18 protein-coding genes and 1 tRNA gene are annotated in these 23,229 nt (G+C 43.0%); 5 read left to right on the top strand and 14 right to left on the bottom strand.

The window, feature by feature from the left end; translation table 11 throughout:
- Positions 1-20 precede the first annotated feature (20 nt).
- The 4 genes from wzzE to trxA form a co-directional block, all read right to left on the bottom strand.
- Positions 21-1,079 carry an ECA polysaccharide chain length modulation protein gene (wzzE, locus tag AC4IFT_RS18310; protein ID WP_490736600.1) on the bottom strand — a complete coding sequence of 353 codons (1,059 nt, stop codon included), beginning with the start codon at positions 1,077-1,079 and terminating at the stop codon, positions 21-23.
- 30 nt (positions 1,080-1,109) lie between these two features.
- Positions 1,110-2,195: a UDP-N-acetylglucosamine--undecaprenyl-phosphate N-acetylglucosaminephosphotransferase gene (gene wecA / locus AC4IFT_RS18305; RefSeq protein ID WP_490752198.1), complete on the bottom strand. Its 1,086-nt coding sequence runs from the start codon at positions 2,193-2,195 to the stop codon at positions 1,110-1,112.
- 311 nt (positions 2,196-2,506) lie between these two features.
- A complete protein-coding gene (gene rho, locus AC4IFT_RS18300; protein ID WP_490736596.1) occupies positions 2,507-3,766 on the bottom strand; it encodes a transcription termination factor Rho in 1,260 nt (419 codons plus the stop codon).
- Positions 3,767-4,467: 701 nt separating this feature from the next.
- The gene (gene trxA / locus AC4IFT_RS18295; protein WP_353244195.1) at positions 4,468-4,794 is read right to left on the bottom strand and encodes a thioredoxin TrxA; all 327 of its coding nucleotides are present in this window, start codon (positions 4,792-4,794) and stop codon (positions 4,468-4,470) included.
- Between the two features lie 118 nt (positions 4,795-4,912).
- Between trxA and rhlB the strand changes: the two genes are divergently transcribed.
- On the top strand, positions 4,913-6,199 hold the full coding sequence (rhlB, locus tag AC4IFT_RS18290) for an ATP-dependent RNA helicase RhlB (protein WP_490752196.1): 1,287 nt from the start codon (positions 4,913-4,915) through the stop codon (positions 6,197-6,199).
- 11 nt (positions 6,200-6,210) lie between these two features.
- Entirely contained in the window at positions 6,211-7,716 is a 1,506-nt protein-coding gene (gppA, locus tag AC4IFT_RS18285) for a guanosine-5'-triphosphate,3'-diphosphate diphosphatase (protein WP_490752194.1), read from the top strand.
- Positions 7,717-7,765: 49 nt separating this feature from the next.
- Here gppA and rep read toward each other — a convergent pair whose 3' ends face one another.
- Together rep and ilvC are read right to left on the bottom strand one after the other, a co-directional pair.
- A complete protein-coding gene (gene rep / locus AC4IFT_RS18280) occupies positions 7,766-9,790 on the bottom strand; it encodes a DNA helicase Rep (protein ID WP_490736589.1) in 2,025 nt (674 codons plus the stop codon).
- A gap of 242 nt (positions 9,791-10,032) precedes the next feature.
- Positions 10,033-11,508, bottom strand: a complete 1,476-nt coding sequence (gene ilvC, locus AC4IFT_RS18275; protein ID WP_219244979.1) for a ketol-acid reductoisomerase — start codon at positions 11,506-11,508, stop codon at positions 10,033-10,035.
- Between the two features lie 177 nt (positions 11,509-11,685).
- Here ilvC and ilvY point away from each other — a divergent pair, with 177 nt between their 5' ends.
- Positions 11,686-12,582 carry an HTH-type transcriptional activator IlvY gene (gene ilvY, locus AC4IFT_RS18270; protein ID WP_206083058.1) on the top strand — a complete coding sequence of 299 codons (897 nt, stop codon included), beginning with the start codon at positions 11,686-11,688 and terminating at the stop codon, positions 12,580-12,582.
- Here ilvY and ilvA read toward each other — a convergent pair.
- The 6 genes from ilvA to ilvL form a co-directional block, all read right to left on the bottom strand.
- Positions 12,574-14,148 carry a threonine ammonia-lyase, biosynthetic gene (gene ilvA, locus AC4IFT_RS18265; protein WP_490752191.1) on the bottom strand — a complete coding sequence of 525 codons (1,575 nt, stop codon included), beginning with the start codon at positions 14,146-14,148 and terminating at the stop codon, positions 12,574-12,576. The two genes, ilvY and ilvA, sit on opposite strands and share 9 nt — an antisense overlap.
- A gap of 1 nt (position 14,149) precedes the next feature.
- Positions 14,150-16,000: a dihydroxy-acid dehydratase gene (ilvD, locus tag AC4IFT_RS18260; protein ID WP_490736583.1), complete on the bottom strand. Its 1,851-nt coding sequence runs from the start codon at positions 15,998-16,000 to the stop codon at positions 14,150-14,152.
- A 67-nt stretch (positions 16,001-16,067) separates the two neighbouring features.
- Positions 16,068-16,994 (bottom strand): branched-chain amino acid transaminase, encoded by a 927-nt coding sequence (locus AC4IFT_RS18255; RefSeq protein WP_219244983.1) that lies wholly within the window; start codon positions 16,992-16,994, stop codon positions 16,068-16,070.
- A gap of 11 nt (positions 16,995-17,005) precedes the next feature.
- Positions 17,006-17,275, bottom strand: coding sequence for an acetolactate synthase 2 small subunit (gene ilvM / locus AC4IFT_RS18250; RefSeq protein ID WP_273804707.1), 270 nt, complete (start codon positions 17,273-17,275; stop codon positions 17,006-17,008).
- Positions 17,272-18,918: an acetolactate synthase 2 catalytic subunit gene (gene ilvG, locus AC4IFT_RS18245; protein ID WP_490736579.1), complete on the bottom strand. Its 1,647-nt coding sequence runs from the start codon at positions 18,916-18,918 to the stop codon at positions 17,272-17,274. The genes ilvM and ilvG overlap by 4 nt, the downstream gene beginning before the upstream one ends.
- Positions 18,919-19,049: 131 nt before the next feature.
- Positions 19,050-19,151, bottom strand: coding sequence for an ilv operon leader peptide (gene ilvL, locus AC4IFT_RS18240; protein WP_071524553.1), 102 nt, complete (start codon positions 19,149-19,151; stop codon positions 19,050-19,052).
- A gap of 480 nt (positions 19,152-19,631) precedes the next feature.
- On the opposite strand from ilvL, the gene AC4IFT_RS18235 reads away from it, so the two are divergent.
- Positions 19,632-21,158, top strand: a complete 1,527-nt coding sequence (locus AC4IFT_RS18235; protein WP_490752189.1) for a YifB family Mg chelatase-like AAA ATPase — start codon at positions 19,632-19,634, stop codon at positions 21,156-21,158.
- A gap of 76 nt (positions 21,159-21,234) precedes the next feature.
- Here AC4IFT_RS18235 and AC4IFT_RS18230 read toward each other — a convergent pair whose 3' ends face one another.
- Positions 21,235-21,573 carry a MaoP family protein gene (locus tag AC4IFT_RS18230; protein WP_490736575.1) on the bottom strand — a complete coding sequence of 113 codons (339 nt, stop codon included), beginning with the start codon at positions 21,571-21,573 and terminating at the stop codon, positions 21,235-21,237.
- A gap of 112 nt (positions 21,574-21,685) precedes the next feature.
- On the opposite strand from AC4IFT_RS18230, the gene hdfR reads away from it, so the two are divergent.
- Entirely contained in the window at positions 21,686-22,531 is an 846-nt protein-coding gene (hdfR, locus tag AC4IFT_RS18225; protein WP_490736573.1) for an HTH-type transcriptional regulator HdfR, read from the top strand.
- A 541-nt stretch (positions 22,532-23,072) separates the two neighbouring features.
- On the opposite strand, the gene AC4IFT_RS18220 is transcribed toward hdfR, so the two are convergent.
- Positions 23,073-23,148: transfer RNA gene (locus AC4IFT_RS18220), tRNA-Trp, on the bottom strand.
- Positions 23,149-23,229: the final 81 nt, after the last annotated feature.

The following is a 23,229-nucleotide window of genomic DNA, read 5'->3' as shown; positions in this document are numbered from 1 at the left end:
GTCAGTGGCTTATCCCAAAATCAAGATGGGCGACGGCGAGAAAGTACCACTCCGGCACCAACTAACAAGCCTATAGCCCCCCATAGAACCATCATAAAGGCTCGACGTGGGCTATCGCGTTTGACTGGATCTTCAGGCGTGCGCAAGTAGCGGTACGCTTGAAAATTATCTTGGAGAGTAGGCCCAACACTTAATGTTGATAACATCGCGATGTTTTGATCATAATCGGAGTCATGATCAGGACCCGTTGCTTTTAATGTTTCAATTTGTGCTTGCAATAACGGAGCACCTAACATAAACATTTTAGAATCTGGAATTTCATCTACAGGTGTCGCACTTTGATTGCGTACAATACCTTGTTTTTCAGCAACTTTGAGTGCTTGTTCCAGCGCATTTAAACGTCTTTCATAAGCAGCAGTTGCCACCATATCTTCACGCTTAACTAACGCTTTCATGGATTGCATTTTGGTTGCCCAAGTGCCTTTAATTTCATCATTCAGATTTGCAGTTGCACGTTGATTCGCAAATTGCGTGTATTGACGTAACAACTGATTCGCATCTGTTGATGTTTCAGCCACTAACTTAATACTGTCGGTTAGGTTTTTCACTTCATCGGCAGGCGTGAACTCGATATCATTAATAAGTTCATCCAACAGCGCCGCATCCGCTTTCGGATCATTTTCTAACCGTTGTTTGTAATAATCTGTGCTCAGCCAGAACTGACGGCGAGTATCGTAAGAGCCGAGTTGCTTAGTAAACTCTTGGTAAGCTTCTTTCGCAATGGTTGGCAATTGCCCTTCTTGACCCGTACTGTTAATACGGGAATCGAGGTTGCGCAGAAACTGTTGCTGAGAATAATAACTTCCCAGATTATTCACGGTAGGTAAATCCGTAATCGCCGTCGCACTCCATTTTGGCTGCATAAAATAGGATGCTCCCAACGCAATTGCAGCAAAAATAACTGCAAATGCAACGATCCAAATTTTGCCTTGCCACAAGGAGCGACATAAACCACGGATATCCAATTCCGGCTCTATTGGCGTTTGATGCTGACTCGGTTGTGTTTCTGAGTTATTCACTGCACAGAACCTCTATTTTCGTTTTTTTCGTTACCGTACTGCACCTCTGCGCGCTTTACGTCTAACTCGTTTAATAAAACGGGCGACTTTCCAAGCTCGTTTGATGCAATAACCATACATCATAAATACAAGCAAAAATAATGCCAACATTACCCATTCAGGCACAAATGTTAAGCGTTCACCGATAATACCAATACATGCCAAAAATGCAGCTGACAATGTAATCAGTACAAACGCCCCTTTCGGTGTAAAGCCAGAACGCATGATTAAATGGTGAATATGCTGACGGTCAGGTGAAAATGGGCTCATTCCTTTACGAATTCGACGGTACATTATCGCCACCATGTCCATGAGTGGAATAGCAATAATCCACAACGCGGTAACAGGGTTGATTGGATGGACTTCTTCTTGCGTCGAAGCAACCAAAATCCAGATAATGGTGAAGCCGATTAATGTACTTCCTGCATCCCCCATAAAAACTTTAAACCGACGACCTAATAATTCAAGATTCAAAACAAGGTATGGGATAATCGCAGCAATAAAAGCAAAACACCAAAATGCTAACGCCATATTACCGTTTAAATATAATAAAAGCCCTAAAGCACCAAAAGCAACGCTTGCCACACCGCCTAAAAGGCCATCGATTCCATCAATCATATTGAAGGAATTTATTGCCGTCCATACTGCAAATAATGTCACGATGTATGAGAACGGCCCAAGAACAAGTTCCCAAGGCCCAAATGCGTGCCCCAGAGAGTTTAACTTAAGCCCCGCTACTGTCATCATCAAAACGGCGACAAAAGCTTGCACGAAAGCTCTAAATTTAACGCTGATGTCAAAACGGTCATCCAAAGCACCAACAAATACCAAGGTACCTGCACATAACAAATACAACCACTTATGTGGGATATACTCATTTGTGATGGAAAATGAAAAGCATATCCCTATAAAAATAGAAATTCCACCAACGAGTGGTACTAAACCTTCATGTTTTTTCCTGAAATTCGGTTTGTCAACCAAACCAATTTTTGCTGTTACAAGTCGAGCAATAAAAATCATACAAAACGTAAATATCAATACGTAAAGAAGATTAGTAAAAAAATGTGCTCTATCCACAAGTCACTCTCTCATTATTCTATTTGAATTACACATCAATGCTCTTGTGTGTTACTTAAAATAAACTACGCCAATAATGAATAGCTTCATTCAGCTATTATCATGTAATTAAAACAAGCAATATCCATGCCAACCAGAGTTAGAAACAAGTATGTTTAAAAATATCTTGATTAATGCTTAAGAAAATAATGTTTATTAAAAAGTAATTTAAGTATAAGACATAGCACAAAACCTGCTAGATAAACAAAAGGCCACTTCAATTAAGAAAGTGGCCTTTTTCGATAATATAAGTAGTTATTTTACCTACCCAACTAAGCTCGCTTCATGAGGTCAAAAAACTCTTCATTCGTTTTCGTCATGGCTAACTTGCTAATGAAGAATTCCATTGCATCAATTTCACCCATTGGGTGAATAATTTTACGCAGGATCCACATTTTTTGCAGCTCGTCTTGAGAAGTCAGAAGTTCTTCTTTACGAGTACCAGAGCGATTGTAATCAATCGCAGGGAAGACACGTTTTTCCGCAATCTTACGGGAAAGGTGTAATTCCATGTTACCTGTACCTTTAAACTCCTCGTAAATAACTTCATCCATTTTCGAACCAGTATCAACCAGTGCAGTCGCAATGATTGTCAGGCTCCCGCCCTCTTCAACATTACGTGCAGCTCCGAAGAAACGTTTTGGACGATGTAATGCGTTTGCATCCACACCACCGGTTAATACTTTACCGGATGAAGGAACAACGGTGTTATACGCACGAGCAAGACGCGTTATGGAATCGAGTAAAATAATAACGTCTTTTTTATGTTCAACCAAACGTTTAGCTTTCTCGATAACCATTTCAGCAACTTGAACGTGACGCGCAGCTGGCTCATCAAAGGTAGAAGCAATTACTTCACCTTTAACTAAACGCTGCATTTCCGTTACCTCTTCAGGACGCTCATCAATCAGCAGAACCATCAGAACGCAATCAGGGTAGTTGTGTGCAATATTAGCCGCGATATTTTGCAGTAACATGGTTTTACCCGCTTTTGGCGGAGCAACAATCAACCCACGTTGGCCACGGCCAATCGGTGCAGCTAAATCCAGTACACGTGCAGTTAAATCTTCTGTTGAACCGTTACCACGTTCCATACGCAGACGACTATTTGCATGTAATGGGGTTAAGTTTTCGAACAGGATTTTACTACGCGCATTTTCAGGTTTATCGAAGTTAACTTCGTTGACTTTCAGGAGGGCAAAATAACGTTCACCTTCTTTAGGAGGACGAATTTTTCCTGAAATTGTGTCACCTGTGCGTAGGTTAAAACGGCGGATTTGGCTAGGGGAAACATAGATATCATCAGGACCTGCGAGGTAAGAACTGTCTGCTGAACGGAGGAAACCAAATCCATCCTGCAATATTTCCAGTACGCCATCGCCGAAAATATCCTCACCACTTTTTGCATGCTGCTTCAAAATGGAGAAAATAATATCCTGCTTTCTCATACGGGCTAAATTCTCTAGCCCCATGTTTTCGCCTAACGTAATCAATTCTGATACTGGCGTATTCTTTAATTCGGTAAGATTCATAATGGTGGGTTCTTTAACTCGGGGTAATTCTCGAACTATGAACGTTAATTGACGGCAACTTAATTTATTAAGTGCCAGTTTAACTTAACTGCCCTGTTGGTAGCCAACTCAATAAAGACCAACAACAATGCATAAAAATTTGTGCTAGCCACTGCTAAGTTATTTTAACATATGACCATGATTCATCTGGATGATGTACGGCATATTATTAGAAACACACACAACATTAGCAATAGTTTTTTGTACATTTAGGACAACATCTATCCCAATATCGCAAATTTCATTTCAGTTTCGCATTTAAAAACACATTTTACTGAATGCAAATTTTTCCCGATACGTTTTTACATCCGAAGATCTAACCACGCTTACATGATATTACCGCTGTTTATGCACTATCTTTAACATATACGAAAACACGTGTGAAACACGGATATTGAACTAGCTGATGCTTAACTCAATGTCTATGTTCTCAATTTTCATATTTAAAGTCATTGCGTCACCAGTTTTGATTATTAACAATCATGGTAATGCTGAACTAACTAGCTTGATGTATTAGATAAGAGCAATGGAATACAAGGTAAATCATACGGGTGCTACACGAGGAATAGTGATAACTTATCATGCTTAGATGAGGACGTCTAGCGGCTCTCTTGATAAAATAGATACACCGCTAAACGTTTTAGATCACATATAACGATAACTTACAGATTTTCGTCTAAAAATTCTTTCAGTTGCGTCTTAGATAATGCGCCAACTTTAGTCGCCGCCACACTACCATTTTTGAATAATAACAGCGTCGGGATACCACGAATTCCATATTTTGGGGCGGTAGCCGGATTATCATCAATATTCAGTTTTGCGATGGTCAATTTGCCTGTATATTCTTCAGCAACTTCATCAAGGATAGGTGCTATCATTTTACAAGGACCACACCATGCTGCCCAAAAATCGACGAGAACAGGTGAACTTGATTTCAGAACTGCAGTTTCAAAGCTTGCATCAGTTATATGTATAATTTTGTCGCTCATGTTGTACTCCAAAGAATCATCTTTTTGCAGACTTAGTGTAACATTATTGGCAGCAGTATGCTTTATTTCAAAAGATACACTTTCGTAAACCAACCGTTAACTGATATTCTAACATACTATGAGTAAAGCACACTTGACAGAAAAGAAGTTTTCCGACTTCGCATTGCACCCTAAAGTCATTGAAGCTCTGAGCAAGAAAGGCTTCAATTATTGCACGCCAATACAGGCGTCAACGTTGCCTTTCACTGTCGAAGGCAAAGACGTTGCGGGACAAGCGCAAACAGGTACAGGTAAAACGTTAGCATTCTTAGCGTCAACGTTTCATTATCTATTAACCCACCCTGCAATTGAAGGGAAAAAAGCGAATCAGCCACGTGCATTAATGATGGCACCGACTCGTGAATTAGCTGTTCAGATCTACTCTGATGCCAAAGAATTGGCAGAATACACAGGTCTGAAAATGGGTCTCGCTTATGGTGGTGATGGCTACGATGAGCAGCTAAAAGTGTTACAAAACGGTGTCGACATCCTTATTGGAACGACTGGCCGCCTTATTGATTATGCAAAACAAGGCCATGTGGACTTAGCTGCGATTCAAGTCGTCGTGCTTGATGAAGCTGACCGTATGTACGACCTTGGTTTTATTAAAGATATTCGTTGGTTATTCCGTCGTATGCCAGGGGCTTCGGACAGACTGAACCTGCTATTCTCCGCAACGTTGTCTTATCGCGTAAGAGAACTTGCCTTTGAGCAAATGAATAACCCTGAATATGTTGAAGTCGAGCCTCTACAAAAAACCGGCCATCGTATTAAAGAAGAGTTATTTTACCCTTCTAACGAAGAAAAAATGCGTTTGCTACAGACCCTACTCGAAGAAGAGTGGCCTGAGCGCTGTATTATTTTTGCTAATACTAAGCACCGTTGTGATGATATTTGGGCGCATTTAGCGGCCGATGGTCACCGTGTTGGCTTATTAACGGGTGATGTTGCACAGAAAAAACGTTTACGTATTTTAGAGCAATTCACACAAGGCCAACTGGATATTTTAGTCGCGACTGACGTTGCAGCACGTGGATTACACATTCCATCTGTGACTCACGTCTTTAACTATGATTTACCTGACGACTGTGAAGATTACGTTCACCGTATTGGCCGAACTGGCCGTGCTGGGGAAAGTGGTAACTCAATTAGTCTGGCTTGTGAAGAATATGCGCTTAACTTGCCTGCTATCGAAGAGTACATTCAACATTCGATCCCAGTGAGTAAATATAACAGCGATGCGTTATTGAGTGACTTACCTGCACCTAAACGCCGCCATCGCCCACGCCCTGGAGGCCAGCGTCGCAATTCAAATGCACCGCGTCGCCACAATGGTCCGCGTAATAACCATAAACGTCCAGGCTGAGTAAAAACGCTATGCTGAAATCTTCTTCTCTCTATGCTGCTATCGATTTAGGCTCAAACAGCTTTCACATGCTTGTTGTACGTGAAACAGCTGGCAGCATACAGGTTATTTCTAGGGTTAAGCGAAAAGTTCGCCTTGCTGCGGGGTTAGATAAAAATAACCTCCTTTCTGAGCAAGCAATGGAACGTGGTTGGCAATGCTTGCGACTTTTTTCGGAACATCTACAAGATATCCCGAGTACACAAATTCGTGTTGTCGCAACTGCAACACTGCGTTTAGCAAAAAATGCTGACATTTTCATCGAAAAAGCCAGTAAAATCCTAGGAAACCCCGTTAAAGTTATTCAAGGGGAAGAAGAAGCTCGCTTAATTTACCAAGGCGTTGCACATACGACAGGTGGCCCCGACCAACGCTTGGTGGTGGATATTGGTGGGGGAAGTACCGAGCTTGTCACAGGAACTGGCGCAAAAGCAGAGCAACTCTACAGCCTTGAAATGGGTTGTGTCACGTGGCTTGAGCGCTACTTCAGTGATAGAAGCTTAACGGAAGAAAATTTCTCAGCCGCCCAAGACGCCGCAAAAAAAGTGATCGAGCCTGTTGCTGAAGCCTTAAAAACTCACGGTTGGAAAATCTGTGTTGGCGCATCAGGTACTGTGCAAGCAATCCAAGAAATCATGATTGCACAAGGCATGGATGAACTTATCACCTTGTCTAAATTGCAGCAGTTAAAACGCAAAGCCATTTTATGCCAAAAACTTGAAGAGCTTGAAATTGAAGGCTTAACGTTTGAACGCGCACTGGTTTTCCCGAGTGGTTTATCGATTTTAATTGCCATCTTTGAAGCGTTAAATATCGATAACATGACACTTGCGGGCGGGGCTCTGCGAGAAGGCTTGGTTTATGGCATGTTGGAATTGCCCATTGAGCAAGATATTCGTGCTCGCACCGTACGCAATATCCAGCGCCGTTTCCAAGTAGACATCGAACAAGCTGGCCGTGTTCGTCAATTAGCTGAATATTTTTATCTGCAAGTTGCGAAAGATTGGCAATTAGATACTCGTTGCCGCGATTTATTATCAAGCGCCTGTGCATTGCATGAAATTGGTCTGAGTGTTGATTTTCGCAGAGGCCCTGAACACGCCAGTTATTTGATGACTCACTTGGATTTACCTGGCTATACACCGGCTCAAAAACGGTTACTAGCGGCGTTGTTACGAAATCAACAAGGTCCTGTTGATTTAGCCCCTCTCAGCCAACAAAATGCACTACCCATGCAACAAGCCTACTATTTGTGTCGTTTACTTCGATTAGCCATTATTTTTGCAAGCCGCCGACGTGATGACACTTTACCTGCCTTAAGGTTAAATGCCAGTACTGACAGGCTCACCATTATGCTGCCATACCGCTGGTTATCTGAGCATCCGCTGCGTGCAGAAAACTTACAGCAGGAGGTTCAATGGCAAGGTTATGTGAATTGGGTTCTAGAGCTGGAAGAACGTAACAGTTCGAATTGCTAGACTATTCCACACTAGAATCATTCTAGTGTGGAAATTCAACTAATTGTTATCAATCACTTTTCTTATTTAACCCTAGCCGTGCTTTAATATCCGCGAGTGCAGATTGCCCTTTTTGCATACGTTCTTCGGCACTAACCACTTTTCGCTGTTGCTCCCATTCAAGGTCATCTTGCGGCAACTCAAGCAAGAAGCGACTCAGCTCAGGGCGAATTAGCTCTCCATATTGACGACGTTCGCGGCAATGCGTAAAAAATAACTCTCTTTGTGCCCGAGTGATCCCCACATACGCTAAACGACGTTCTTCATCGATATTATTTTCGTCAATACTACTTTGGTGCGGAAGCAATCCTTCTTCCATACCAACCAGAAAAACATAAGGAAATTCAAGCCCTTTAGATGCATGCAGAGTCATTAGCTGAACTTGGTCAGATTCTTCATCATCCTCCCCGCGCTCCATCATATCGCGTAAGGTAAAACGAGTGACCACTTGGCTGAGCGTCATCGGGTCGTTTAATTCATCCCCTTCCACCATCTCACTCATCCAAGTAAACAATTGATTGACGTTTTTCATCCGCATTTCAGCAGCTTTGGTACTGGTTGATGTTTCATACAACCAACTTTCGTAATCCATTTCGCGCAGTAAGTCACGTACCGCAATCAACGGCTCGCGCTCTGATGTACGAACGATACTGTCCATCCACTGAGTAAACCGTTGTAATGCCTCTAATCCTTTGCCTTTTAGGGTTTGCTCTAGCCCTAAATCAAAACTGGCTTGGTATAAGCTTTTGCCCCGTTGATTCGCCCACTCCCCCAATTTTTGAATGGTTTTTGGACCAATTTCCCGGCGCGGTGTATTCACAATGCGTAAAAAAGCACTGTCATCTTCAGGGTTAGTTAGCACTCGCAAATAAGCCAGTAAATCCTTAATTTCAGGGCGTGAGAAAAATGAAGTACCACCAGAGATACGATATGGAATACGGTTTTGCATCAACATTTTTTCAAAAATTCGGGACTGGTGATTACCGCGATATAAAATCGCATAATCTTTATATTCCGTTTTGTTGATAAAGTGATGGGCGATAAGTTCACCAATTACCCGCTCCGCTTCATGATCTTCATTATTTGCCGTTAAAACTTTTAATGGCACACCATAACCCAGCTCAGAGAATAATTTTTTTTCAAATACATGGGGGTTGTTCGCAATTAGGATATTCGCCGCTTTTAAAATACGCCCTGAAGAACGGTAATTTTGCTCAAGCTTAATCACGTTTAACTTAGGAAAATCTTGACTAAGTAACACCAAGTTTTGCGGCCTTGCGCCACGCCATGAGTAAATCGATTGGTCGTCATCCCCAACCACCGTAAAGCGAGCACGTTGCCCCACCAGCAATTTCACCAGTTGATATTGGCTGGTGTTGGTATCTTGGTATTCATCCACCAGCAAATAACGGATTTTTTGCTGCCAGCGTTCACGCACTTCTTCATTTTGATACAACAGAAGCGTTGGTTTACTGATTAAATCGTCAAAATCCAGTACGTTGCAACTTTTTAAATGTAATTCATAACGGCGGTAACACTCTGCAAAGTGGTGTTCTTTTTCCGTTCGTGCCTGCCCGACAACTTGTTGTGGTGAGATAAGATCGTTTTTCCAGTTTGAGATCGCAGAGATCAACTGCTGTAGTAAATCTTTATCTTCTTCAAGCAAATCAAACGTTAGCTCTTTGAGTAATGCCATTTGGTCTTGGTCATCAAACAGCGAAAAATTGGCTTTAATACCTAGCGATTTATATTCACGCTTAATAATTTCCAAACCTAATGTATGGAAGGTTGAAATGATAAGCCCACGCGCCTCTTTTTTACCTAAGGTTTGTGCGACACGCTCTTTCATTTCGCGTGCAGCTTTATTGGTAAAAGTGACAGCAGCAATTTGCCGTGGTTGATAACCACATTGGCGGATCAAGTGTGCAATTTTGTTGGTAATAACACGGGTTTTACCTGATCCAGCCCCTGCCAATACAAGGCAAGGACCATCGACAAATTCAACTGCCTGTTGCTGGCCTGGGTTTAATCGCATGGTTTCTCTACATCACTTAGTTATTCAAAATGGAACTCGCTACAGATTGTAGCAGAAACCCAGCCAACTCTTGAGCAACGATCCTTCCTATTTATAAAAAACAAAAAACCACATCATTCCTAGAAACAATGTGGTTTGGTTTTATTCTTCAACTGCATCAATACATTTTTCTAAACCATTCGCGCCAGAGGAAGACGACAATATGTAGCCAACGCCCCTATCACGCGAAGAGTGACGAAAAATTAACTTCCAACTGAAATCTTTTTCATATCCGTCATATAACCACGTAAAGTCTTACCGATTTTCTCGATAGGATGATTACGAATTGCTTCATTGATATCACGTAACTGTGCGTTATCTGTACCATTATCAGCAACTGACTTCGCTAAATCACCCGCTTGTAACTTGGTCATGAAGTCTTTCAGCATCGGCACAGCTGCAAATGAGAACAGATAGTTACCGTATTCCGCCGTGTCTGAAATAACCACGTTCATTTCATATAAACGCTTACGCGCAATGGTGTTCGCAATCAGTGGCAGTTCGTGCAGGGACTCGTAGTATGCTGATTCTTCTAAGATACCCGCTTCTAACATAGTATCGAACGCTAATTCAACACCCGCTTTAACCATTGCAACTAACAGAACGCCGTGGTCGAAATACTCTTGCTCTGCGATTTTTCCTGCATATTCAGGGTAATTTTCAAACGCAGATTGGCCTGTCTCTTCACGCCATGTCAGCAGGTTTTTATCATCATTTGCCCAGTCAGCCATCATGGTTGATGAGAACTCACCTGAAATGATGTCATCCATATGTTTTTGGAACAGTGGTGCCATGATAGTTTTCAGTTGCTCAGACAACGCATATGCGCGGACTTTCGCAGGGTTAGATAAACGATCCATCATCAGCGTGATACCACCTTGTTTCAGCGCTTCTGTGATAGTTTCCCAGCCAAACTGAATCAATTTACCGGCATAGCCTGGCTCAACACCGTCTGCAACCATTTTGTCGTAGCTCAGTAATGCGCCTGCTTGCAACATACCACACAGAATGGTTTGCTCACCCATCAGGTCAGACTTAACTTCCGCAACAAATGAAGATTCCAGAACACCTGCACGATGGCCACCTGTGGCAGCCGCCCATGCTTTAGCAATCGCCATCCCCTCGCCTTTCGGGTCATTTTCTGGGTGAACAGCAATCAGAGTTGGAACACCGAATCCACGTTTGTATTCTTCACGAACTTCCGTACCTGGGCATTTTGGAGCAACCATCACAACAGTAATATCTTTACGGATTTCTTCACCAACCTCAACAATGTTGAAGCCGTGTGAGTAACCCAGTGCTGCACCTTGTTTCATCATTGGTTGAACAGCACGAACAACGGTAGAGTGTTGTTTGTCTGGCGTTAAGTTAACAACTAAGTCTGCCGTTGGGATCAATTCTTCATACGTACCCACTTTAAAGCCGTTCTCAGTGGCTTTGCGCCATGAAGCACGTTTTTCACTAATCGCTTCTGCACGTAATGCATAAGCGATATCTAAACCAGAGTCACGCATGTTCAGGCCTTGGTTCAGACCTTGTGCACCACAACCGACGATGACGATTTTTTTCCCTTTCAGGTAGCCAGCTTCATCCGCAAATTCTTCACGTTTCATAAAGCGGCACTTGCCTAATTGAGCTAACTGCTCACGCAAATTCAATGTGTTAAAATAATTCGCCATTGTCATACTCCATTGTTCTGTTGTGTTCGTTATGTCAGGCAATCAATTTGCCTGTCGCTTATTTTTAAGCGTTTATGGATTTACTATATGCGATGTTTCGCATTGCTTAAATTGATATATTAACAATACAATGTTGCAATATTCGCAACGTAGTTAATGACTTTATCCGAGGGCAAGATGGATATTCGTGATCTGAAACTTTTTTTGCATTTAGCACAGAGCTGCCACTTTGGCCGTACCTCTAAAGCCATGCATGTCAGCCCTTCAACACTGTCTCGGCAAATTCAACGCTTAGAAGAGCAACTGGGTCACCCGTTGTTTGTCCGTGATAACCGTTCGGTAAAACTCACACAAGCAGGCGAGCACCTAAAACAATTTGCACAGCAAACCTTGTTGCAGTATCAGCAACTACAGCATGCCCTTAATCAACAAAGCCCATCACTGAGTGGTGAGTTGCATCTTTTTTGCTCAGTCACCGCTGCATACAGTCATTTACCACAAGTTTTAGATAAATTCCGTGCTTTACACCCGTTAGTCGAAATAAAACTCACTACCGGAGATGCCGCAGATGCCGTCGAAAAAGTGGAAACCCACGAGGCAGACCTTGGTATTGCAGGAAAACCAGAGCGTTTACCCGATAATGTACGTTTCACCAAAATTGGCGAAATTCCATTGGTGCTCATTGCGCCATCGTTGCCTTGTGCGGTACGGTCAATGGTGACGGAAGCTGAACCTGATTGGTCAACGGTGCCGTTTATTTTGCCGGAACACGGTCCATCACGAAAACGTATCGAATTATGGTTTCGCCGCCATCACATCAATAACCCAGTTATTTACGCGACGGTATCTGGCCATGAAGCGATTGTATCGATGGTCGCGCTTGGTTGTGGTATCGCGTTGATCCCAAGTGTGGTGGTGGATAACAGCCCCGAGCCTGTTCGTAGCCGTATTTCACAACTCGACAATATTTCGATGGTGGAGCCCTTTGAACTCGGCGTTTGCCTACTCAGCAAACGCCTAAGTGAGCCGCTCATTAAAGCGTTTTGGGAATTACTCCCAGACAACTCAATCTAAGGTTTTTTGGCTATCTTGTGGCGCAAGGAAAAAACGGAAAGAAGGGTTGCCCGTCTCATCGTGGTACTCATACCCTAGCGCATCAAGGTGCCTATCAAAACGCACTTCAGGCCCTGCAAGTTCAAATGCCGCCAGCACTCGCCCATAATCCGTACCATGGCTACGGTAATGAAAAAGCGTAATATTCCAGTGTGTTCCGAGTGTTTCTAAAAATCTCAGCAACGCTCCTGGGGACTCTGGGAACTCAAAACTATACAGTCTTTCATCTAATGGTTTGGATGGACGGCCGCCAATCATATAACGCACATGAAGCTTCGCCATTTCATCATCAGATAAGTCATCAACGTCATAGCCGTTGCTTCTGAGCTCTTGGATAATTTCTGCTCGCTCGCCATCACGACCACTTAAGCGCACCCCAACAAAAATACAGGCGCGATCTGGGTCTGCATCCGTATAACGGTAATTAAACTCCGTGATAGCACGGTGCCCTAATAGCTGGCAAAAGCGTAAAAAGCTGCCCTTTTGCTCAGGGATCGTCACCGCTAGCAGCGCTTCGCGTTGCTCACCAATCTCACAGCGCTCAGAGACATAACGCAGCCCGTGGAAATTCATATTCGCGCCAGACAGGATATGCGCTAAACGTTCACCTTTAATGTTGTGCTGTTGGACATATTTTTTCAGCCCTGCCAGTGCTAAAGCGCCTGACGGCTCGGCAATTGCACGGACATCTTCAAAAATATCTTTCAAGGCTGCGCAGATAGAATCGCTATCGACCGTGATAACATCATCTACATACTGTTGGCACAATCTAAACGTTTCATCACCGATACGTTTAACAGCGACACCTTCCGCAAATAACCCGACACGCGGTAAATCAACGGGGTGCCCTGCTTCTAATGCGGCTTTCAAACACGCTGCATCTTCCGCTTCAACACCAATGATTTTAATTTCAGGCATCAGTTGTTTGATAATAACCGCTACGCCAGCGATTAAGCCGCCACCGCCAACTGGGATGAAGATACGGTCTAGATGTACGTCTTGCTGTAATAATTCCAACGCAATCGTCGCTTGCCCAGCAATCACCGATGGGTGGTCAAAAGGCGGGACAAAGGTATAACCCTCCTCTGCCGCCATAGCGATCGCTTTGGCTTTTGCCTCATCAAAATTCGCGCCGTGTAAAATGGCTTCGCCACCAAAGCTACGAACCGCATCCACTTTGATATCCGCCGTTGCTACAGGCATGACAATTTTGGCTTTAACGCCAACGCGGCTTGCTGACAGCGCAACACCTTGTGCGTGGTTTCCTGCCGATGCAGTCACAACGCCTTTGGCTTTTTGCTCTTCCGTTAACGTGGCAATCATGGCGTAAGCCCCGCGTAGCTTAAAGCTGTGTACAGGCTGCCTGTCTTCGCGTTTAACCAAAATCGTATTGCCTAAACGTGCAGATATTTTATCCATTTGCTGAAGCGGCGTAACTTGAGCCGCCTCATAGACTGGCGCACTCAGCGCCGCCTTTAAATAATCAGCACTTGTCGGTGCTGTGGGTAATGGTTTTGCCGCTGCCACATCAGCCCCCTAATTTCGACTTATCGCGTACAGCGCCTTTATCTGCGCTGGTTGCTAAGGAAGCGTAGGCACGCAGAGCAAAAGAGACTTCGCGCTGACGGTCACGTGGTGTAAAGGCTTTATCACCACGGGCTAATTCAGCTTCACGACGTTGGTTAAGCTCACTTTCACTGACATCCAGCACCATTGTTCTTTTTGGAATATTGATATCAATAATATCGCCATCTTGAACCAATGCTAATAAGCCGCCACTTGCTGCTTCAGGTGAAATATGCCCAATTGACAGACCTGAACTACCGCCTGAGAAACGGCCATCCGTGATAAGTGCGCAGCTTTTACCCAATCCCATTGATTTCAGGTAAGACGTTGGGTACAGCATTTCCTGCATTCCCGGCCCACCTTTTGGCCCTTCGTAGCGGATCACTACTACATCGCCTTCAACGACTTTACCACCTAAGATTGATTCAACCGCATCATCTTGACTTTCAAATACTTTTGCAGGACCACGGAAGGTTAAACTACCTTCATCAACGCCAGCCGTTTTGACGATACAACCATCTTCCGCAATATTTCCAGACAGTACAGCCAGACCACCATCCAAGCTATACGCATTCTCAATATTACGAATACAGCCATTTTCACGGTCAGTATCCAGTGAAGGCCAACGGCAATTTTGTGAAAATGCTTTAGTGGTACGAATGCCCGCAGGCCCTGCGGAAAACATAGACTTAACACTTTCGTCTTTCGTCAACATGACATCATATTGCGCCAATGTTTCTTGAAAAGTCAGACCTAAAATATTGGTGACATTTTCTTGCAATAGGCCTGCGCGGCTCAATTCACCTAAAATACCAATGACGCCCCCTGCACGGTGAACATCTTCCATATGGTATTTCTGTGTACTTGGTGCCACTTTGCATAAGTGCGGGACTTTGCGAGATAAGCGGTCGATATCTTCCATTGTAAAATCAACATCGGCTTCTTGTGCTGCCGCCAGCAAGTGAAGAACGGTATTGGTCGAGCCACCCATCGCAATATCAAGGGTCATCGCATTTTCAAACGCCGCTTTATTCGCAATATTGCGAGGCAACGCGCTTTCATCATCTTTTTCGTAATAGCGCTTTGTTAACTCGACAATACGTTTACCCGCATTGATAAATAACGTTTCGCGGTCTGCATGAGTGGCTAATAACGAGCCATTACCCGGCTGAGATAAGCCTAATGCTTCCGTTAAGCAGTTCATGGAGTTTGCCGTAAACATACCGGAGCATGAACCACAGGTTGGGCAAGCTGAACGTTCGATTTGTTCGCTATCCGCATCACTCACATTCGGGTTTGCCCCTTGGATCATCGCATCAACGAGATCCAATTTAATGATTTGGTCTGAAAGCTTGGTTTTCCCTGCTTCCATCGGGCCACCAGATACGAAAATAACAGGGATATTGAGGCGTAATGACGCCATTAACATACCTGGGGTGATTTTGTCGCAGTTAGAAATACACACCATAGCGTCTGCACAGTGTGCATTGACCATGTATTCGACAGAATCGGCAATTAATTCACGGGAAGGTAAGGAATACAGCATTCCGCCATGCCCCATGGCAATCCCATCATCAACCGCAATTGTATTAAACTCTTTTGCTACGCCACCTGCGTTTTCAATTTGCTCTGCAACCAGTTTACCAAGATCGCGTAAATGTACGTGACCAGGCACAAACTGAGTAAATGAGTTCACAACTGCAATAATGGGTTTTCCAAAATCAGCATCGGTCATTCCAGTTGCACGCCACAATGCGCGCGCACCCGCCATATTACGACCATGAGTTGTTGTTGCTGAACGGTACTTAGGCATATCTTTAACTCCCGTGTTTAAAACAGGCGGGGAACGTCCGCCTGTAACATCTATTTCAATTTAGTTATTAAGGGTTTACTGGATCTAACCAGCCCCATTTGTCTTCCGTTGTACCATTAAATAAACCGAAGAATGCTTGCTGAATTTGTTTCGTGACTGGGCCACAACGACCAATACCAACTTGGATACCATCAACGCTGCGTACAGGGGTAATTTCTGCTGCGGTGCCTGTCATAAAGACTTCATCAGCAAGGTATAGGGATTCGCGTGATAGTGTTTGCTCACGAACTTCGATGCCCATATCTTTTGCTAAGGTTAAAATGGCATCACGGGTAATACCCGGTAATGCTGATGATGTGAACGGAGGCGTATATAAAATCCCATCTTTCACTTCAAAAATATTTTCACCTGCACCTTCAGAGAGATACCCATGAACGTCTAGTGCAATACCTTCTTGATAACCATGACGGCGTGCTTCGCTACCCACTAATAACGATGATAAATAGTTACCACCCGCTTTTGCACCTGTAGGGATAGTATTCGGTGCAACACGGTTCCAAGAAGACACCATTGCATCAATTCCTTGGTCTAAGGCTTCTTCGCCTAAATAAGCGCCCCAAGGGAAAGCCGCTAAGATGACGTCTGTGTTATAACCATCCGGTGGGTTAACTCCCATGCCGACATCACCGATAAACACTAATGGACGGATATATGCGCTGACTAAGTTATTTTTGCGTAAAGTCGCACGACAAGCTTCCATTAACTCTTCTACGCTGTAGCTGACAGGCATACGGTAAATTTTTGCAGAATCGTGCAAACGTTGCATGTGCTCACGGTGGCGGAAAACCACAGGTCCTTTATGAGAATCATAGCAACGGACGCCTTCAAACACTGATGTACCATAATGCAGAGCATGAGACATTACATGAACCTTTGCATCAGCCCATGGCGTCATTTCACCGTTAAACCAAATAAAGTCAGCTTTCTTAGTCATTTTTATCTTCCTTACATTGCACTTTGTGTGCGTAATAGTCGTGATTCTTGTTGTAGCACTTCAACCTCTGTAATGTCAGAAAGCTTAGTTAACTGAGCACAAAGCTGGGTTAACGGCCTTTGACTACTTACAGTCAGTTCAATATTAACATTATCGCCATCTGGTGACTGTCCCATATTCATGGCATTTATCTTAAATCCACGATGGCGAGTGACCCTTAATATACGCTCTAAAACCTCAGGACGGAAACGGGCCAATATCGAGAGTTGATGTTGCATCATAATGGTTTCTCCATCATTTTTTCATTACTCGCCCCTGGTGGAACCAACGGCCAGACGTTTTCTAATTCATTAATTGATACCTGTAATAAGTAGGCACCTTCGCTATTCAATAATTCGTCTAATGCTGCATTTACTTGTGATTTATCTGTAATACGCTGCCCTTTAATGCCAAACGCACTGGCTAAAGCAACAAAATCAGGATTATCCGTTAATATCGTTTCGCTATAACGTTGTTCAAAGAACAGCTCTTGCCATTGGCGAACCATACCTAATCGTTGGTTATCCAATAAAAGAATTTTGACAGGCAATTGTTTACGTTTGATGGTGCCTAACTCTTGGACATTCATCATGAATGAGCCATCACCAGACACACAAACAACTGTGTCTTCCGGCCTCGCGACTTGTGCGCCGATCGCGGCAGGAACACCGAATCCCATCGTACCCAACCCACTTGATGTTAAGAAGTTTTCAGGGGCATCTACCGTAATATGCTGTGCTGACCACATTTGGTGTTGTCCTACATCCGTTGTCACAACGGTGTTTGGCTTCATCTTATCGGACAATTGTTTCAATAAGAGCGGTGCATAAATAGGCTCACCTGGGTGGTCATAACGCCAACCAAACTCTGCTTTTAACTGTTGAACTTCGGATTGCCATGGTGCAATTGATTTTTTCAACATTAATTTTGGTAATAACGCTTTTGCATCACCATGTAAAGCAACATGAGTTTGACGCAATTTGTCCAACTCAACGTGGTCAATATCGATATGAATGACTTTAGCATTCGGCGCAAAGGTATTTAATTTTCCCGTTACACGGTCATCAAAACGCGCCCCAACGGCAATCAGCAAATCACATCGTTGAACGGAAATGTTGGCAGCTTTCGTGCCATGCATTCCTAACATTCCTAGGTAATTCGCATCTTTTGGGTCAACGGCACCTAACCCTTTTAATGTTGAAACAGAAGGTAACCCGGTATAGGTGATAAATTCCCGTAATTCAGAAACCGCACCTGACATTCCAACACCACCACCGATATACAACATTGGTTTTTCTGCTTGCTCCAGCAATGCTCTCGCTTGCTGTATCTCTGTCTCCGGAGATGACATTTCTTGCTCCACAGGCATTAAAAAAGGAGATAGCTCTGCGTGTTGCAACTGAATATCTTTCGGAATATCAATCAGTACAGGTCCAGGACGCCCACTATTTGCGATTGCGAAAGCTTCAGCAAGAATGCGAGGCAAATCATCTATCGATTCAACTAAAAAACTATGTTTGGTACAGGCCAGAGATAACCCTAAAACGTCAATTTCCTGAAAAGCATCTGTGCCAATAAACGCGGAAGCCACTTGCCCTGTGATAGCAACAACAGGGACGGAGTCTAACAATGCATCCGCTAACCCAGTAATGACGTTTGTTGCTCCGGGACCTGATGTAGCAATACAAACACCTGTTTTACCTGTTGAGCGAGCATAGCCAATTGCTGCAATCACCGCGCCTTGTTCATGTCTACACAGCAAATGTTCTACCCCACCATCATACAGCGCGTCATACACTGGCATGATTGCACCTCCGGGGTAACCAAAAACAGTATCAACCCCTTGAGTTCGTAATGCTTGGACTAACCATTGTGCTCCCGTCATGTTTTTCTCCTGTCGTCCTTTCTTATCTATTTGTATTTATTATGTTTTATTTGATTTTCTTGGGTTAACAAATATTCATGTCAAAAAAAACCCCGCGCCTTTCGGTGCGGGGTTCTCGTAAGATCTGGCTGTTATTTTAGCCTTCGTCGTCCAAGTGCAGCCCCGCACGGTGGGATAATAATCACCACCACGCTAATAATAATTAGGCTAACTGCTTGGATAAATGCGTTCATGAGTTTTGCTTTTTTAACTTTTATTTGTTGTCCTTATTAAGAGGTATCATTTTAAAATTACTTTGACAACTTTTATTTGATTTATTTAATTTCGAAATGTTTAACCAATTTAAAATCAATAACTTAATTCAAAATCAACATAATGCGCTATTAAATTAGCAATAATGCAGTACTTATCCATAAAACTGCTAGCATAATCAGCTATATCACCCATTGTCTTTTCTTAAAAATGGGCCGATTCCATTTCGCTCAATTAGTCATTTTTTCTTAACCTTATCCAAAGCTCCATTAAAATGCACCACATCAAAAACAACCAAAACCCTAAAGATATCAAATCCTAGAAGCCGCTCCCAAAAAAATAAAACAGTTAAGCAACTACACAAACAAATTATCGAGTCGCTTCGCAAATATCATTTTCATGTGTTAAGTGTCGGTCAATTTTTAACAGAATATTACTCTGTTAATTATATCGGAGGTTTTATGGCATTGGCGATTGTTTATACTAGAGCTTCCATAGGTATGGAGGCACCACTTGTCACAGTTGAGGCTCATATTAGTAATGGATTACCAGGGCTAACATTAGTTGGTTTACCTGAAACTGCAGTCAAAGAATCTAGAGATAGAGTCAGAAGTGCATTATTAAACAGTGGATTTGAGTACCCAGCGAAAAAAATAACGGTGAATTTGGCTCCCGCAGATTTACCAAAAGAAAGTGGTCGCTATGACCTTGCTATCGCAGTAGCCATACTCGCATCATCAGGGCAAATTTCACATGATGCTTTAAATAAACATGAATTTTTAGGTGAACTTGCCCTTTCTGGTGACGTCCGTTATGTCAGTAGCGCAATCCCTGCGGCGAAAGCAGCATTAAAACAACAACGAACACTAATTATTTCCTCGAAAAATCAACACCAATTAAATTTATTACCCGAAAATAGCGTTCAGTTTGTAAGCTCTCTATTAGAACTTTGCCATTATTTTAATGGGGGTAATGAGCTCGAATTTAACTGCCAGATAAATCAACCACCCCCATCAGCTAAAAATGACGATGATATCAACGATATTATTGGGCAAGAACAAGGAAAGCGAGCCCTCGAAATTTCCGCTGCGGGAGGGCACCATCTACTGCTTTTAGGTCCCCCAGGAACAGGTAAAACAATGCTTGCTAGCCGGCTTATTACTTTATTGCCCTCTCTTACGTCTCAGGAGGCGCTAGAAGTCGCTTCATTGCATAGTTTGAGCCAGAATACCCAAGACACCTTAACTTGGCCTATAAGGCCATTTAGAGCCCCTCATCATAGCGCCTCAATGGCTGCACTGATTGGTGGCGGCTCTCTACCTAAACCTGGGGAAATTTCACTCGCCCATCATGGCATCTTGTTTTTAGATGAATTACCAGAATTTAGTCGTGCTGTTTTAGATTCTTTAAGAGAACCGCTCGAATCAAGAGAAATTAGTCTTTCTCGAGCAAAAGCCAAAGTCTGTTACCCAGCTAATTTTCAACTTATCGCTGCACTAAATCCGAGTCCTACAGGGCAATATCAAGGGGAAATGAGTCGCTCTTCCCCAATATCTATTTTACGTTATCTTTCTCGCATATCTGGGCCGCTTTTAGACCGTTTTGACCTTTCCATAGAGATACCTTTACTCCCTCTAGGCTCATTAAGTCGCCCTGTAAATCAAGGAGAAAACAGTGAACAAATACAATGCCGTGTTATTCGCGCCCGGAATACTCAGATAACACGAGCTGGGAAAATAAATAATTTACTAACATCTAAAGAAATAACAAAATTTTGCTCACTATCCCCTAAAGATGCCTTATTCTTAGAACATGCTTTAAACAAGTTAGGCCTTTCTATTCGGGCGTGGCATAAGATCTTAAAGGTCTCTCGAACCATTGCTGATCTCAATGAGTGCTCAAGTATTGAACGAATTCATTTATTAGAAGCTCTCGGGTACCGAGCAATGGATAAGTTATTGCTTCATTTGCAAAAACAAGTAAGCTGAAGGGAGGAGTTGGTGAATATGACCCATCGTACAAAAATAAAGGGACCGCAGTCCCTTATCTTATACGATGGTAATATTAATCATCTGTATCAGTATAGTCTTCCGAAGGATCTATCTGAGGTTTCCCACCAGAGAGCGTGTGGAAACGTTTTGGACGATTAATACGACTAGAGTATTTTACCCAAACTTTTTCTTCTGGAGTAGCAGGCTCGCGCTCACCGCGGCAAACAGCAACGAAGAGTTTTTCTTCTTCAGTTTGCGCAGCGCGTTTACCTGTATCTAGCTCATTAAAAGCTTGGCCTAGACGCTCTAGCAGCTGAGCTTCTTTAATGGTGAAATCACCATGACGAGAAAAGCCACGAGGGTAATGCTTAGTATCAAAAAAACGATTAGTCGTGATGAAGCTATCTGCCATCTGACACACTCCTAACTTATTGCAGTCAAACTCTATATGGCGCGGAGTATTAGACAGCATTGACAATCTGTAAAACAAAACATTTGAATCATCACGACAAAAATAATTGGAGATGCATGTGGACAGCGAGTTATTGAGAACTTTTTTAGAGGTTAGCAAAACTAGGCACTTCGGCAGAGCTGCTGAGTCACTCTATTTGACGCAATCTGCTGTCAGCTTTCGTATCCGGCAGCTAGAGACTCAGTTGGGCACAAGTTTATTCACTCGCCACAGAAATAATATTCGATTAACTGCTGCTGGTGAGCGTTTAGTACCCTATGCCGAATCGTTGATGAACACATGGCTACAAGCTAAAAAAGAAATTTCTCATGCATCACAACACACTGAACTCTCAGTTGGCGCGACCGCATCACTCTGGGAAGGCTACCTCACTGATTGGGTAGAAGCGCTTTATACTCAACACGACGAATTACGATTAGAAGCGCGCGTTTCCACCCGTCAATCACTCGTAAAACAATTGCATTCAAGAGAATTAGATTTACTGATAGCAACAGAGCCACCTAAAATGGATGAATTCGAAAGTACTGTCATTGGTGCTATAGAACTACAGCTAATGGCATCACAAAAGAACATCGCTCTAACGAATTACAATTACATAAAGCTAGAATGGGGAGCGGATTTTCATCCCAAAAATGAATCAGCACTGACTCAAGCGGATGCACCCGTGATGATCACAACATCGGCGCATATTACACGCCAATTACTCCCTGTATCGCTTTCTGCCGCATATTTACCCGCTCATTGGGTACATCACTATCCCGCACTAAAAATACTGTCAGAAGCCCCTATAAGTAAGCCACTATATGCGGTATGGTTACAAAAAAATGATCAACAGGCGCTTATTAATCAACTAATTAAAACACCAATAAAAAATGCGCCATTACAGGTATCCAGCTAAGCGGCAATCACACGTACTTCCTAGCTCTGAGCCTTGAATAATTAACTTTATGCTATTGAATACGCCTCATTGGCAAACGTGGCATAAAAAATAATTCAAATAAACCTGCAATGCTTTCTGTAGCGAAAACGAGAGCAATCTAACCATAACTCACTTCGTTGTTAATTTAATTTTCTGAATCCTTTTAGCAAATTAGGATACTCTCTGGCATGTTCATTCGAATAACAAAATCAAATTTAAATTTAAATTTAAATTTAAATTTAAATTTCACTAAGGATGTTTATGTTTTTTCTAGGTTGGATCTCTAAACAACGAAAAACTTTGCCTAATTCCAATTCATAAAAATGGCTTCGCATATACATTAAAGAATAAAGAAGCTAGGCGACTAAAAGTAGCTTTGAATAGATTGATATATACAATGGGCAATTCGTGGAAGTGATAATAGGAGAAAGGATATTTACAAAATTTAGATAAAGAAAAACCCGATTAATATAACCGGGTTATCAATAGATACTTCTTTTATTATTACTTAATTGGTAACTGGCAGGGGCGGAGAGACTCGAACTCCCAACACCCGGTTTTGGAGACCGGTGCTCTACCAATTGAACTACGCCCCTAAATTAAGTGGCGGAACGGACGGGACTCGAACCCGCGACCCCCTGCGTGACAGGCAGGTATTCTAACCAACTGAACTACCG

Source organism: Providencia sp. UF-183, assembly GCF_058246155.1.
The sequence above is the reverse complement of the archived record's forward strand: the minus strand, read 5'-3'. Positions and strand labels throughout refer to the sequence as shown.